The following is a 15504-nucleotide window of genomic DNA, read 5'->3' as shown; positions in this document are numbered from 1 at the left end:
ACCCGTTGTGCATTATGATTTAAAAAGAAAAAAGTTGTTCAATTTGACTGATAGTCAGTAAATTGTTTTTACCACAAAACATTTACGATGAACAACTTAAATGCAAATTACGAAAGAATATTGGAAGTACTAAGAAAAATATCGGAAGAACAACTGCTTCCTTACCAAAGGCGAAGCCCTCGGATGAGTGATTTGGAAGTAGTTGGCTTATGTTTAACCGCTGAATATATGGCAATTGACAGCGAAAACCATCTTTTCCGGATGCTCCCCAACCATCTTACCAGTAAGATTGAACGCAGCGTGTACAACCGTCGCCGTAGACGTTTAATGCCCTATTTGGATAAGATACGGGGATCATTGGCCAAGCATTTCAATGAGTTTGAAGATTACTTTGTAGTGGACAGTATGCCTTTGGAAGTATGCAAGCTTTCCCGCTCCTCCCGCAGCAAGGTATGCAGGGAAGAGGATTATGCTTTCCCCGACAAAGGGTACTGCGCCTCTCAAAACCTTTATTTTTATGGGTATAAGTTACATGCGGTGTGCTCTATAGGTGGGGTCTTTCAAAGTTTTGACCTGAGCCCGGCCTCTGTACATGATATTAATTACCTCGATGATATCAAGATGCAGTTGTCTGATTGTGTCCTGCTCGGGGACAAGGGGTATCTTTCGGCAGAAGTCCAGTTGAACCTCTTTGAGAACCACCAAATTGAATTGAGTACCCCGATGCGCAAGAACCAAGGTGATTACAGAGAGCAGCCCTTTGTATTTAAAAAATCCAGAAAACGCATAGAAACTTTATTTTCACAGCTATGTGACCAGTTTATGATCCGCAGGAACTATGCTAAATCCTTCGAAGGGCTCAAAACAAGGGTGTTGTCAAAAATAACGGCACTTACTGTGATTCAGTACATCAATAAATTCATTTTCAACAGAAATATCAATAATATTAAGATCAGCATTGTTTAAAATGCACAACGGGTATGATATTACTATTTTTAATCATCCCTATGACCATAAACATGTATATGTAAAACGATGCATGGGAATATCTGGGGATACTATAAGAATTAATGATGGAGATGTTTTTTGTAATGATGTCCTTGTCTACCAAACACCAACCGTACAAAATTCTTATAAAATCTGGTTCAATGATCATGAAAACCTAAATACTGTATTGCTACGGAATAATATCTCTCCCGAGTTCAAGAAGACGAATCGGTTAGACAGCACTAAATTTATAATTAGAAATCTTACCAGGAAACAATATAGTATTCTTAATGCATCTGGTATTATAGATTCAATGAAATTAAATGATTTTGAGATAAAAATTTTTTCAGAAAAAGCGTATTCAAATGACACTATTTTCTGGACAACGAATAATTATGGTCCTATTGTAATCCCTAAAAAGGGAACATCTATTAAACTTACCAAAAACAATTGGATTTTATACCGGAAAGTATTAGAGAGATATGAAGGAGCCACCTTAGAAAACCGTAGAGAAGTTTTTTTTGTCAATGGAGTTAAAGTCGCTAGATATAGATTTAAGAAGAATTATTATTTTATGATGGGGGATAACAGGCATAATTCCATAGATTCCAGACATTGGGGATTTGTCTGTGAAGAAGACATTATTGGAAAGGGTGTCATGAATTTATACGCTATAGAAAATGGAAAAGTTGGATGGAATAGACTATTAAGAATATTAAAGTAAGGAAAATTACAATATTACTTTCAACATTGATTTGAACCTATGAAATGTCAACTTATGATTGATGACCGTACGAAAAAAAGCCGTCAGGGCAGAAAAGTTTCAAAGGACGTATCTTAACTTTTGGTGAAAACTAGTAATTCTTTTTCTTTAGATTCAAAAATATTGGCAGATAAATAAGGATTCCCACAACAGAAAACAATAATCCTCCGATAGATCCTACAGCAAATGAAAACCAAAAAGCTTCTTTCTCGCCTTCCCACACAAAAGGCAACAAACCAGCTATGGTAGAAATGATGGTAAGAAATATGGGAAGAATTTTATGATTATATGCTTTAAAATATAATATTCTGGTATTCTCGTTGGAATATTGAATTTTTAAATTATTAAAATCATTCACAATATAAAGGGCTGCATTTACACTAATACCACAAAGAAGAATAAAGGAAGCATATCCACCCTGGTCAAAATTAAATTCAAACAGGTAAAAAGTAAGGAATACTCCGATAAATGAGACAGGGATCATGCTCAAAATGGCTAATGGTTGCGATAAAGATTCCAAAAGGATCGCACATATAAAAAAGATAATACCAATAATAACAAAAATATAATAGTATTGCTTTTTTTCTTCCTTGTTCCACCCGGAATATTGTTGTTTAAATACTTTATAGCCTACTGGTAATTCATTGGAAAGTGCTTTTATCCTATCCTCTTTGAATTTTTCGGCCAAAGGCCTTGGCCCGATAAAGTCAAAGGCGACTACCAAGAGATATTGCTGATTCACTTTTTTGATATCATTCCCGGTTTTGTGTTTTTCTATAGTGGTGAACTCTCGTAGTTTGAATTGTTTTTTATCTATATGTGTAGGCGTATTTTTTAAGTCCCACACCGTAAATTTGTCACGCTGATCAGATACTAGTTTGACCTGTTGTAGTTCATGATTTCTGACTACCGGGGATAAATTCTCCGAGTGGAGTTGATTTTTAAGGGTGCTGTATACCTGTGATTCCGTGATTCCGGCCAAGGCTACGGATTGGGGCTTGAATTTCAGGGAATATTCATATAAAGCCTTGTTGAACCACTCCCCGGTGCTGATCTCCGCTTCTTTTATCCGTCCTTTCGATCGTATTAAAAGGCTATCCTGTAAGCTCGTAGCAAATCGATACAATTGGTTATAATTATAACCTTCCAAAACAATCCGATCGCCGAGATATCCGGTATGTAGGGCGTTGGAAAACCCCCTCCCCACACCATATATACTCCAATCCACTCCCCCCAGACTTATAACTTTGGTTTCCAGGAGACTTTTTAAGGTATGTGGGAAGGCTCCGGATTCGTACTCATCTTTAAAGTGAATGGTAATCCTGGAATCTCGGTAGCTGGTAATCCGGGTTTCAAAAAGCTCTACTTCCTGAAAGGTGGCGATGTAATTTTCCATCTTTTGAATCACTTCGTCCAGTTGTTCTATAGTACTGCCTTCTGGCATGGTCCCGGTAACATTCAGTGTTGTTCTTTCCGGTTCCTGGTAATAGGAGTTTTCAAAAACATTTTCCGTAAAAAGCCGCAATGTACCTCCGATAACTTTTTCCAGAGTAGGGCGCAGGTTTTCGGAAAACCATTCAGTTCCTATGCTATGATTGTATATATTCGCCCAGAATCCCTCAGACTCTATTTGCCGTGGAGCCAGATGTAGTGGCAAACCAAATCCGAATACTAAAATTACAATAAGTACCCACTTGGGAACCGGCCTTTTTAAAAAAAATATGAACTGCTCATACCAGACAGTAAACCAGGCTATGCGCTTTTTCCGTTTCCGGGAAAATCGTCTTTTTTTATAACCTATTTTCAATTTTTCCAATAAAGCCGGGATCAAATACAGGGCTACGAAAAGGGATACACCCAGGTTAATGGCAATGACAAGGGCAAAATCCCACAAGTTGATTCGCTGAGATTCTTCCAGCAAAAAAATCACTGTGAGGGCCCCTATGGTAGTTAGTGTGGCCGAGAGAACGGCCAGGAAAGCGTTTTTATTTCCCTTGAGGCGGAAGTGGTCCATCATAATGATTGTATTGTCTATGATAATACCAAATGAGATGGTAATACCAGCAAAAGAATAGAGTTGTAATTCTACCTGGAGCAGATAATAAAATATTACCGCTATAAGGAGGTTGATAAGAATGCTCAAAAACAGAATGAACACATACCGGATATTGCTGTATATGATCACAGTAAGTACCAAAAGAATGACCAGGGAAAACAGTGTACGCCATTGTATTTTTTGCAGTTCCTCCACCAGGTGTGCCGTAGTATCCTGGGTAAGTTTGAGTTCATATTCATCAGGGAGTTCCTGCCTGATATCTTCCACGACACGTTTTACTCTTTTGGAGAGCTCAATGGTATTGACCCTTTTTTCTGGGAATATAACCAGGTTTACTGTATTAAGGCCATTGATTCGGTAATAAGCGTTGGGTGGACGCTCCTTAAAACGTACTGAAGCAACGTCTTCCAGGTAAATGATGCGGTGCCCTCTTTTTGTTATGGGGATTTTGTCCCAATCGAATTCTTCTCGAAGCTGATGGGTATATTTTATGGTAATTTCCCTGGGATAATTTTCATCAGAAAGAACTTGTGTACCTTTACCGATTTCTTTTTTTTCTAGAAAAGAGTTAATACTCTGGCTTACCTCATCTACGGTTAACTTCAAATGGGATAACTTATCAACATCGTACATGACCACCCATTCAAAAGGAGAAGCGCCATATAGATTGACCTGGCTTACCCCATTGATTTGGGATAGCTTGGGAAATATGTAATGATCGGCATACTTTTTTATGTAGTATGGGCTTTCGTTGGCATTAATGCTATAGGATAAAATGGGGGAGTTATTTTCCGAAGGAATACTTAAGGAAAGGTAAGGATAACTTACACCTTCCGGCATTTTGGGATAGCTTTGGCGGATAAGGGTGGCCATTTCAAAACGGACCGCATCCATATCCGTATTTTTTTTAAACTCGACACTGATATTTCCGTTACCTTTACGGGAAGTAGAACTGATATCTTTCACCCCTCTCATACTATTAAAAAGGCCTTCCAGTTTAGAGGTAACCCCCTGTTCGATAACCTTGGCTGAGGCATTGGGCCAGGAATAGGAAACATATACAGAAGGTAAAGCACGGGAAGGAACCAGTTGAATACTGAGCAGGGAGATGAGGCTGATTCCCACCAAGGCCAGGCAAATAAAGGTCGTAATTATACTAAATGAAGGAATTTTTTGGCCCATTATACAGTTTCGTAAACGCTTTTGTTCTCTATATAATAATTTTTTACTCGTCCAATAACTTATCAAAATTTTCACTCAATGTGGAATCATGAATAAAATCATACAGTGTAAGCTGTTGCACTTCATAGTAATAATTCCAATAGTCCTGCAAACCCTGGATATATTGTTCTGAGGCGTTTTGCCAGGCTTCTCGCGCAGAAGATAACCGTAACAGGTCCACTTTCCCGGACAAAAACCGTTTTTCGGTAATTTCATAGGATTCTCTGGAAATTTCCCGGGCTTTTAAAGCGGCCATCACCTGTTCTTCCTGTAAATTAAAATTGCTGACCTTAAGGTCCAGTTGTCGATGAATATCGCTTTCATCCTGGGCGATTTCTATATCCTGGACCTCTTTGGTCATCCTGGCCATTTTGATATTCCCTTTCCGTTCGCCCCAATCCAGGATAGGCATACTGAATTGTATAGCGACGATCTGTTGGTCCAAAAACTGACTGTAGGCATCGGCAAACGTATTGGCCTGTTGGTTAAGCCCGTAACTGGCATTGATGGATAAATCGAAACGATTATCCTTAATGGTCTGGTCCAGGTCTTTTTCAGCATTGATCTTCCTGATATTGATATTGAGTAATTCCGGGTTGTTCTGATTGGCATATTCCCTGGCCTCCCCTACTGATATTTTTAAGTGGGACACCATCTCAGGGAGTTCCGGGTTATGCTTGGCCAGGTCATCCCGATTTAAATACAGATTGAGTTCAGAGATCACTTCCTGCAGTTGTTGTCGGGCCTGGTTTAAATCGGTAGTAGAGGTGAAATCGTCCAGTTCCAGATTTAAGAGGTCGTCCTTTTCGATAGAACCCAGGTCATATCTTTTTTTTCCGATCTCATATAAATGATGTGCATTTTCATTGTTTTCTTCAGCGATTTTCACCCGGTTATGGGCGAGGGCCCATCTGAAGAAAAGAGTAAGGGTTTTAAGATGGATCTGTTGTTGTTCGTAAAGAAAATCTTTTTTGGCCTTTTCGTATTCCAACTCAGCTGTCTTATTCAGCCATTTTAATTCATTAAAGGCCATAATGGGTTGATCCAGGCCAATCCGCACCGGGGTAGTGCTATAGTTTTCTATGGTGGATTCATTGTAATTTACAAGACGGTTAAAACTGGAGTTCAGGTATATTCTGGCTCCGGTTGCCATGATATTCTGGCTCATAGAAACCTGGGCAAATGTATTGAGGTTTTGTTGCAGACGGTATACGTCGATGTTATTGTCGGGATCATAACGTTGCGTAAAGGAGCGGTTATAAGTCAAAGGCTCCATCTCAAAATTTACATGAGGAAGCAATCGGGCTCCAAAAGAGCGATATCTCCAATAATCCGCCCCGTATTGTCTTTTGGCTTTAAAAGCATCCAAAGACTCCTGGGAAGCTATGTCCAAGGTTTCATTCAGGGTCAGTGTTTTTGCAGGGCTATTTTTTTGATTCTGTGCTGATAACCAGGACGCCATACAGAAAAAAACGGTATAGATAATGATTCTATATTTCTTTATATGTTTAAACATAAGCCTTTTTCTTTACAAGATGATAATAGCAAAGGGGGATCAGGTAAAGACTGACTATCGTACCTAGTAACATCCCGCCAATAAGGGCTATAGCCAAGGGTGTTTGCAATTCACCTCCCAAACCACCGGTGAACAAAACAGGTAACAAGGCCAAAATAGTGGTCAGGCTGGTCATTAGTATGGGTTTCAACCTACGCTGTCCCGCGACTAACAAGGATTTTAAGAGACCGTATCCTTGTTTTTGTAACTGGATTACCGTATCGATCTTTAAGATGGAATCATTGATCACGATGCCACACATGACCACAATTCCAATCATGGACATCAGGTTGAGATCCATACCACATAAGGCCAAAAATAACAGGGACCCTGACATGGAAACCGGGATTTCCACCAGGATGATCAGGGGAAGGGTCAAAGATTCAAATTGGGAGGCCAGTATAAAATATAACAAGACCAGGGTGATGACCAATACGATGAGCAATTCCCGGATAAGCTGACGGTTTTTAAAAATACTTCCGTTAAAGAATACGTCATAATCGGGGTTTTGGTCTACAACGTTTTTTATTTTTTCCATGACCCCTTGTGCTTTTCCACTTTCTATCTCAAGATCCAGGGGATAATATTCACCTTCTTTTCCTGCAACTACCGTTTTTAAATCCAACACTCTGCTTGGCGTTAAAAATTCATTGACATAGTAATACGTACTGTCATTGGCCCGAACCATGGTTTCCTGCAGGACCTCGGGGATGTTTTTTTCTTCACTGCCCAACACTATCGGGACAAATTCCTGATTGTCCACAATGGAGAGTAGCTGCTTTTCATTAAAAGCGCTTTGCAGGGTATTGTTGAGATGGTCTGCCGAAACATTATAAGTCATCATCTTCTCACCATTAGCTCGTAGGGTGAGGGATTCCTGCCAGGCTATAGGCGGCAAAAGGACATCCGGGAATTCTTTCTGTAACTCCTGCCATAATTTTTGAAGTTCTTCGTCTTGTCCGGTGTTTTCTAAAGGCCTTAACCTGGCGATAAGGGGAGCGGAATTATCAGAAAATATCACATTAAAAATGTTGTCGACTTCTTTATATTCGACAATGGCATTGGGGTAATTATTGGTAATAAAACGGTCTATATCGTTTTTAAGGTGTTGCAGCTCTTTTTCACTTTCCGTCTGGAAATACAGGGTGGCTTCTGAAGTATTAGCTTCACTGTTTTTATCCAGTAAAAATTGCTGTTGCCCTATCTGGGCATGATAGTTTTTCAGGTTTTCCTGTAAGGGCTGAACCAGTTCTAATAACCGACGTTTGTTTTCTTCTATATGAATCGGTTGATTCCAGTCTACAACGAGCAGGGTTTCCGTAGCCGGAAACTCTGGCATGCGACTTTTGGGAAGGGCAGAAAAAAGGATAACAGTGCATACGGCTAAAGCAGTAAAAATACTAAATGGCAGAGGTTGTTTTTTCATGGTCCACCTGAACCCTTTTTCATAAAGCCGGTTATAATCGAGGGTATTTAACTTTCGGATAAACCGGATAATGCTATTATCGTTATTATTTTTTAAATAAAACAACCGGTATAAAACTGGTAATACGGTCACCGATACCACTAAGGAAACAAACAGTCCAATGGTAATGGCCATGGCCTGGTCATAAAATAGGGCTCCGGCGATACCACTTAGAAAGATTAATGGGATAAAAACGGCACAGGTGGTGAGTACGGAACTCAACAAGGGTTTAAATACTTCGTTAGTGGCCAAAACACAGGCCTCGGAAAGCGGATACCCTTTTTCCCGGTACTGGGTAATATTATCAATAACAATAATGGAGTTATCTATCATTAGGCCGGTACCCAGGATAAGGCCGGACAACGAGATGATGTTAATGGAAATGTCCAATAGATGGAAAAAAAGGATACAGATGATCATGGAAACCGGTACACTGATCCCGATAAGGATAGGGGATTTCAAATCCCGAAGGAACAGGAACATGATCGCAAAAGCCAGCAGGATACCCCATAAGAGGCTTTGCCCTAAATTGTTGATGGCATAATCCAGTAATTTAGTCTGGTCCCTAGTAATGGAAAAATCAATATCAGGATAATCTTGCCGCATTTGATCTACAAGGGTCCCCAGAGATTTTTTCAGGTCTTTCATCCGGGTATCGTTTTGTTTGATCAGGGCCATACTTATGGCTTCCTTATCTTCTGACAGGACTAAACCGGTTCGTTTTTTTGGCTGTTCCTGGACCCGGGCCAAATCTTTAAGTTGAAAAAGCCTGTCATTTTTCTTAAGGTAGATGTTTTCAATGTCCCGGACATTGCCAAGGCTAGTACCCAACCGGAGGTTGTATTGATATTGACTTTCCCTGACCAAAATACTCCCTACTTCAATATCCTGTTTTTTGATGACGGCTTCCAAATCGTCCAGGCTTATATCCAATGCTCTGAGCTTATTGCGATCAGGGATCACGAGGATTTCAGGATATATCAGACCATTGACGTCCACCATGGCTACTTCAGGAACCTGTTCGATTCGTTTTCGGACCACCTGGTTGACAAAACGGTTAAAATCAATAAATTCTTGGGTCACTTTGCCATCGGGTTTTGTATCCTCTCCGTTCTTTAAGGTAAGATTTAAATAAAAGACCGGAATATCAGAAGAGCTAGCCTTAATGACCTTAGGGCGATTCAATTCCCGAGGTAAGGAGGCCATGGCCCGGTCGACTTTTTCATTGACCTCAATAAAAGCATAGTCGGTTTTAGTGCCATGGGTAAAATAGAGCCGAATCATTGCATTTCCATTGGAAGCTTCACTTTGAATATCTTCCAGGTGGCTGACTTGCATCAGGCTGGAACGTAAGGGGTTTACTATGGCATCTTCCAGTTCTCGTGCCGACATATTATCAGCACTGACTTGTACAGTGACTTCAGGGATATCCAGATCAGGCATCAGGGATACAGGGACATAGGCTATGGCGATAAGGCCTAGAATAACAATAGCCAGGGCAGTCATTAAAGTACCAATGGGCTTATGGATCAGGAATTTAACCATAAAAATACTATTGAGCGGGGGCTTGATTAATGAGGGATTTAGAAGCTGATTTTATAGTGACTTCACTGTCGTGAGCAAGATTTAAGTTTCCTGATACGATGACGGTATCGCTTTCTTGTAAATGGGCACTACTTTTATCGGGATGGGCGATCACGGCATAAGAAGTACTGTTTTCATAGATGGATTGTACATAGGTCCAGTAAGCCTTTCCGTTTTTATATTTAAAAAGGACTTCCTGATTATCCCGGATAAGTACTGCTTCTTTGGGAACGACAAATTGATCGGGAACATCTTTCTGGATCCTCACCTTTACATTCATACCTTCCATAAGCGGACCATCGTTTTGTACACGGGCTTTTATTTCCACCATCCCGTTCTCTTCAACTATGGGATTGATAATCAATATATTTCCCGTGTACCCCTTGCCCGTATTAAAAGCCAGTATCTCGATATCTTCTCCTTTTTGAACCTGGTTTACCTCAGATTCAATAAGGTAAAATTCTACATCAAACACAGAATCATCGATTAAGGTCATAAATTCCTCTCCGGAACCGACTTGTTCATATTCCTTAAATTTTATATCGGCCACTTTGCCATTAAAGGGTGCCTTTAAAATCGTGGAATTGACATCGAACTCAGCATTTTTCAATTTATTTTCCGCTTCACTGTAACCAGAGCGAATAGAAGCCATCTCATATATGTTATCTGGAATCTTCTCCTTGTCTTGCAAATCGTACCCCCGTCCAACCAACATATCTTCAAACTCCAACCGGGCTTTTTTAAAAGAAATTTCCGAACTGGTCAGTTCTTGTTGGTATTCAAAATCCTCCAAGTAGGCTAAAGATTGGCCTTTTCTGACAGCATCACCATTTTTAACAGGGAGTTTTTTTAGATTACCGTTGACTTTAAATTTGAGGACATTTTTTTGATTGGCTACCAGCTTCCCATTGGACAAGAGTTCTCTCTTAAAAGTAGTTTTTTGCAGTACCACAATGTCCACTTCGTTTTTTTTCGGAGTATATTGCTTTTTGTCTGTAAGATCTTTCTTATTATTGGTTTTAGTTTCGGAACAACCGGCAATATTGAATAGGGTCTGGAGGACAAATAGAATGAAGAACCCACGAAATGTCACGTAACTCATTCCGTGGGTAGGTTTGTCGAGGAGTTGGGAGCAGGTTTTGATCTTAAAAATATATGACGATAACGATAGCATTGATTTTGGTAAATTCATTTCTATTTGAGGTTTTTTTCATTAAGACGATCTTTTATTCTATAAATTGAATATCCATATTCTTCTTTTATTAATTTATAATTATTCGTTTTGTCATAGGATAACATCAATTTACTCAATATTGTCCTAAAATTACTGAATTGGACGATATATAGTGGAGGCTTTTCCTTTAAATCTGAAATTAAAGTATTGATCTGATCTTCTTTAGTCACAAATATTAAATTAAAATATTTACTTGATGATCTCCTATCCGAATAGGATAAGATAGGATTGAAATTGTAACCTATGACATAAATATAGTCTTTTTTGTCACTATGTTTTTTAATCCATTCGCCAATTGCTTGTTTTGAATTGATATTAATTTCAGCACTTTTATGACGATATAAAAAAGCCAATGTTTCTCTGTAAGGATAAAATAGCATGCATAAAAAGAAAAGTATTATGGCTTTATTTGTTTTTTTTATAGAGAACCTCTTCAGGACATCTTCTGTAACTATAGCTACTAATAGGGCCAAAGAAGGAAGTGATTGCTTTAATTGGTGTCCATAGTAATATCCTGATGCATTAGTGCCGATAAAGTCAAAAATACACCATAAGATCAAGCATAGAAAAAAGTGATTTTTAATATTTCTGTAATAGGCAATTAAAACTATAAATGGATAAAAAATAACAAATCTTGATGCTCCCCAAATTGTAAAAAATTGTTGTATATGGTTATCCATATTATTTCTGGAGCCAGTATTAAAAAGGATCAACCAAGCTCCCTTTATATAATCCATTATAGAGACCCCGCTTAAAAGTAGTGGGAAATAACATATAAGTAACCCTACCAATAGACCAATTCCAAATATTGATAGAGAAAGTACTTTTTTCTTTAAGGGGAAATGGCGTGAAAAGGACAAGAGCACAAATCCCAATACTCCAAAGAAAGATAATAGAGCTATTTGTTTAAACGAAATCGCTAATCCTATCATTAAACCGGATAAGGCTATAAAGAAGGACCAATTCTCTCTTCTCTCCTTGGCCTTTAGAACAAAGAATATGGACAATATTGTAAATAGGATCATAAAATTTTCCGTGTGTCCCGTAAAGGCTCCATCCATCAAATTCCAAGACATCGAAAACCCAAAAATGAACATGCTAAAAAGCCCGACAAAAGAACTATATAGTCTTTTCCCGATTAAATAGAGCAGAAACGAGGAGATTAATATGGAAATAATTCCTAAACCTCTAGTGAACCATATATTAATTCCGAACAAAAAATGTGATAAAGCATGAAGTATAAAGATTCCCGGCGTCTTGTTTTCCACAGCGTCAATATAAGGGGGCATATTATATTCAATCCATATTCGACCGATATAAGACCACATGCCTTCATCATTTTCCATCCCTACATAAGCAGTGGTCATTAACAAGATTGTAAAAATAATAAGTCCTGCAATATATGGATAGACATAATATGTGGGAACGTTATTTCTCTTCATGATAATCCATTTCAGTATTAATATTCCATATATTTTCCTTAGTTTCTATTCCTTTTATAATATTTTCAACTGCTGTAATTGCAGTAAGCATGGAGTGATCCTGGTTATTGTATTTATGCATTCCGTTTCTGCCAATCAAAAATAGATTTTTAAAATTGTCGGTAAAATTTCTGATCTCATGAAACTGCGAATAGGTTCCAAAATATGCGGGATATGTTTTTGGAACACGGATAACAGTACTATCTAAGACTTCTTTTTTATCTATGATTCCTATGCTTTCCAATTCTTCAACTGCAAATTCCGAAAAACTCTTATCATCCATGGTCCACAGTTCATCTCCTTCATTACAAAAATATTCAAGTCCCATCCATATTTTACTCTGGTCCTTGATCATATATGGAGACCAATTATTAAAAACTTGTAACCTTCCGAGTTTTACTCCCTTCTCCTGAATATATATCCAATTATCCGATATAAGACCATTCCGATGTTTGGATTGACCATTTATTTTTAGTTTATTTAATAATACCCCTATTGTTATAAAATCTCGGTACTGTAATCCTTCACTAACTGCCCGGACATTTTTACAGATATCTGTACTTTTAAAGGCTCTTATAAGTTCTTTAACCGGCATGGTTGAAAAAAAATAGTCCCCATAAACTGTTGACTTTTCTTGAACCGAGTTATCTAGGTAAACGATTTTCCCGATTCGATCACTTTTTGCATATATTTCAATAACCTCCGCATTTTTTATTACACGTCCACCCTTGGCAAGAATCTTTTCTGCGACAGTTTCCCACATTTGCCCGGGGCCGAATTTGGGATACATGAATTGTTCTATCAAACTGGTATCTGTATTTTTTTGTTCTATAGAGGAGTCTTTTTTTAAGAATGATTTTATAGCGTGCTTTAATGCTCTTTTCACAGATAATTGCTTTATTCGTTGAGCTCCCCACGACGCACTAATTTTGTTACAGGGCATTCCCCATACTTTTTCAGTATAATCTTTAAAAAAAGTTTTGTAAAGTTCTTTCCCGAACCTATTAATGAAAAAGTCTTCAAGAGATTGAACATGTTTTATAGGGAAGAGTTGTATCCATAGATAAGACCAACATATTTTAACCATTCTCAGGATGCCTAAATTTGAAATTGTTTCCATGTTCAGGGAAATGGGATAATCAAAAAAACGCTTAAGAAAAAAGATCCTGGACAACCTGTTTCTAATTAGCATTACTTTATCTTCCTTTTCAGGATCAGGACCTTTTGGATTTAGCTCGATGGTTCTCTTTTTATTATGATAGGTGATTTCTTTTTTTTGATTTTCTACAGAACCTGATCCTTCTAATGGTAGTATTTCCTGCCACCATTTCATTACGATATCTGATTTTGAAAAAAAACGATGTCCACCGATATCTATCCTGTTTCCTTTATAGTTCACGGTTTTGGAGAGTCCTCCAAAATCATTGGATTTCTCTATAATAATAGGTTTGATATCTGTTTTGTTAACCAGTTCGTATGCGGCAGTTAACCCTGCGGGGCCGGCACCTATGATTATAGCTTTTTTACACATTTTTTGCTTAAAGAATTTGTTTTCAATTGAATATATTGCCTTTTAGTTATGGAACTGGATATTGAAATTTATTCATTTTAGTATTTTCAATATTCTATTCCACCTAAACTTTCCATTGTTTACTGAGTATAAACTCATAACAGCTTTCCCCAGGATATCTTCTTCAGATACAAATCCCCAATATCTGGAATCTATAGAATTGTGTCTGTTATCCCCCATCATAAAATAATAGTTATGTTTAAATGTATATGTAGGTGCCTTTGTCTTGTTGATAAAGAAATTTTCTCCTCTTTTTTGCAGAGTGACATTTTCATACCGTTTCATTATTTTTTTATATAAAATCCAATTATCTTTTGTTAATTTTATCTCATATCCCTTTCTGGGAATTATAATAGCCCCCCAATTGTTAGTAGACCAGAAAAGGGTATCCTTTTCAAGTGAATTTTCTGGAAAGATTTTTATAGGAATATCTTCTATTTTTATGGAATCTATGGCTTTGGTGTTTTTCAAGTTTCTGTACTCTTGAACAGTAAGAGCCAACTTTATATATTTGGTGTCAGAATACAGTGAGCTTATTGTCTTCCGATCAGAAGATATGTTGTTTAATTTTTTCTTTAGGTTATCCCAGTTATTAAACCATATTCCATAAAAGTTTCGTATTGTAGCAGGGTCTTTAATTGGCTTATCATTGCAAAAAATATTCCCATTCTCAATCTTTATGGTATCTCCTGATATTCCCGTACATCTTTTTATATAAAAGTTTTTGTGATCATTAGGATGATTAAAAATTACAATGTCTTTTCTTTGAATTTCTGAAAAACCATTGAGTCGCTTATAACTCCACCAAGTAGAGTCTATTGCTGCCCGGGCTTCCTTATTCATATACATTATAAGATTTACCCAGGGTATTTCGAAAGGCGATCGAGGTACTCTGGGGCCATAATGTACCTTACTTGTCATGATTTTATCGCCAGTGAACAAGCTATTTTCCATTGAATCACTAGGAATACGGTAAATATCAAATACAAACATCCGTAACAACACTGCAAGAACAAAAACCAGCGCCATTAAGCAGAGTGCATAACCCCAGACTTTCTTGCGTAGGGTTACAAAAAAAAGCAAGCGGGAAGTAAGTAAAAAAAATATTCCCCCGAAAAACAAAACCCCTAGAGCCAACCAATATAAGCTTAATAGAACTAAAAAAAATGCCAACAATAGTATACCCAATAGCTTGTGTTTTCTGTTACATGTATATATTTTATTCTTAAATTCCACACCTATCTTATATTAAGTTTTAAATGTTTTTGAATGATTATATTGCGTCTAATTCCTTTATGCAAAAGCTGATTCTTACTAAAGATCAATAAGTACATTTTGTTGGAGTACATATTCCACTACCTGCGGGGCAGGTGATATGATATCCTACATGAGAACCATTCTTATAACAGCTTACTTTCATTATTTGCTTATTGGCATTGTCACTTGAGTTTGAGCCACTTGTTTGCTGTGCCATAACCACTTCACTTAGTAGTAAGAAAGGATTATCAAGTGTTACTTTTATATTAATTGTCAATCCTAGTATAAACAAGATAAAAGTGATTGGCTTAACTTTTTTTTCAGTTTTGTG

Annotated in this window: 9 protein-coding genes; 2 read left to right on the top strand and 7 right to left on the bottom strand. The window is 37.6% G+C overall.

From position 1 onward, the window contains the following. Nucleotides 1–87 precede the first annotated feature (87 nt). Complete coding sequence (locus ACVBDY_RS20840; RefSeq protein ID WP_447174384.1) at nt 88–966, top strand: IS982 family transposase; 879 nt, start codon at nt 88–90, stop codon at nt 964–966. A gap of 1 nt (nt 967) precedes the next feature. Beyond that, the gene (locus tag ACVBDY_RS20835) at nt 968–1711 is read left to right on the top strand and encodes a S26 family signal peptidase (RefSeq protein ID WP_447177405.1); all 744 of its coding nucleotides are present in this window, start codon (nt 968–970) and stop codon (nt 1709–1711) included. Between the two features lie 130 nt (nt 1712–1841). Here ACVBDY_RS20835 and ACVBDY_RS20830 read toward each other — a convergent pair whose 3' ends face one another. From ACVBDY_RS20830 to lepB, 7 genes are all read right to left on the bottom strand, one after another. Beyond that, the gene (locus ACVBDY_RS20830; protein ID WP_447177404.1) at nt 1842–4988 is read right to left on the bottom strand and encodes an efflux RND transporter permease subunit; all 3147 of its coding nucleotides are present in this window, start codon (nt 4986–4988) and stop codon (nt 1842–1844) included. A gap of 43 nt (nt 4989–5031) precedes the next feature. Next, nucleotides 5032–6543: a TolC family protein gene (locus tag ACVBDY_RS20825; RefSeq protein WP_447177403.1), complete on the bottom strand. Its 1512-nt coding sequence runs from the start codon at nt 6541–6543 to the stop codon at nt 5032–5034. Continuing rightward, nucleotides 6536–9592, bottom strand: coding sequence for an efflux RND transporter permease subunit (locus tag ACVBDY_RS20820; RefSeq protein WP_447177402.1), 3057 nt, complete (start codon nt 9590–9592; stop codon nt 6536–6538). Before ACVBDY_RS20820 ends, ACVBDY_RS20825 begins: the two co-directional genes overlap by 8 nt. A 7-nt stretch (nt 9593–9599) precedes the next feature. Beyond that, entirely contained in the window at nt 9600–10733 is a 1134-nt protein-coding gene (locus ACVBDY_RS20815; protein WP_447177401.1) for an efflux RND transporter periplasmic adaptor subunit, read from the bottom strand. 92 nt (nt 10734–10825) lie between these two features. Further along, nucleotides 10826–12307 (bottom strand): ArnT family glycosyltransferase, encoded by a 1482-nt coding sequence (locus tag ACVBDY_RS20810; RefSeq protein ID WP_447177400.1) that lies wholly within the window; start codon nt 12305–12307, stop codon nt 10826–10828. After that, nucleotides 12294–13877 (bottom strand): NAD(P)/FAD-dependent oxidoreductase, encoded by a 1584-nt coding sequence (locus ACVBDY_RS20805; protein ID WP_447177399.1) that lies wholly within the window; start codon nt 13875–13877, stop codon nt 12294–12296. The genes ACVBDY_RS20810 and ACVBDY_RS20805 overlap by 14 nt, the downstream gene beginning before the upstream one ends. Nucleotides 13878–13949: 72 nt before the next feature. Beyond that, a complete protein-coding gene (gene lepB / locus ACVBDY_RS20800) occupies nt 13950–14945 on the bottom strand; it encodes a signal peptidase I (protein ID WP_447177406.1) in 996 nt (331 codons plus the stop codon). Between the last annotated feature and the right edge of the window lie 559 nt (nt 14946–15504).

The sequence above is a fragment of the Sinomicrobium halophytocola genome, assembly GCF_052983395.1.
This window is presented reverse-complemented; position numbering and strand designations above follow the sequence as displayed.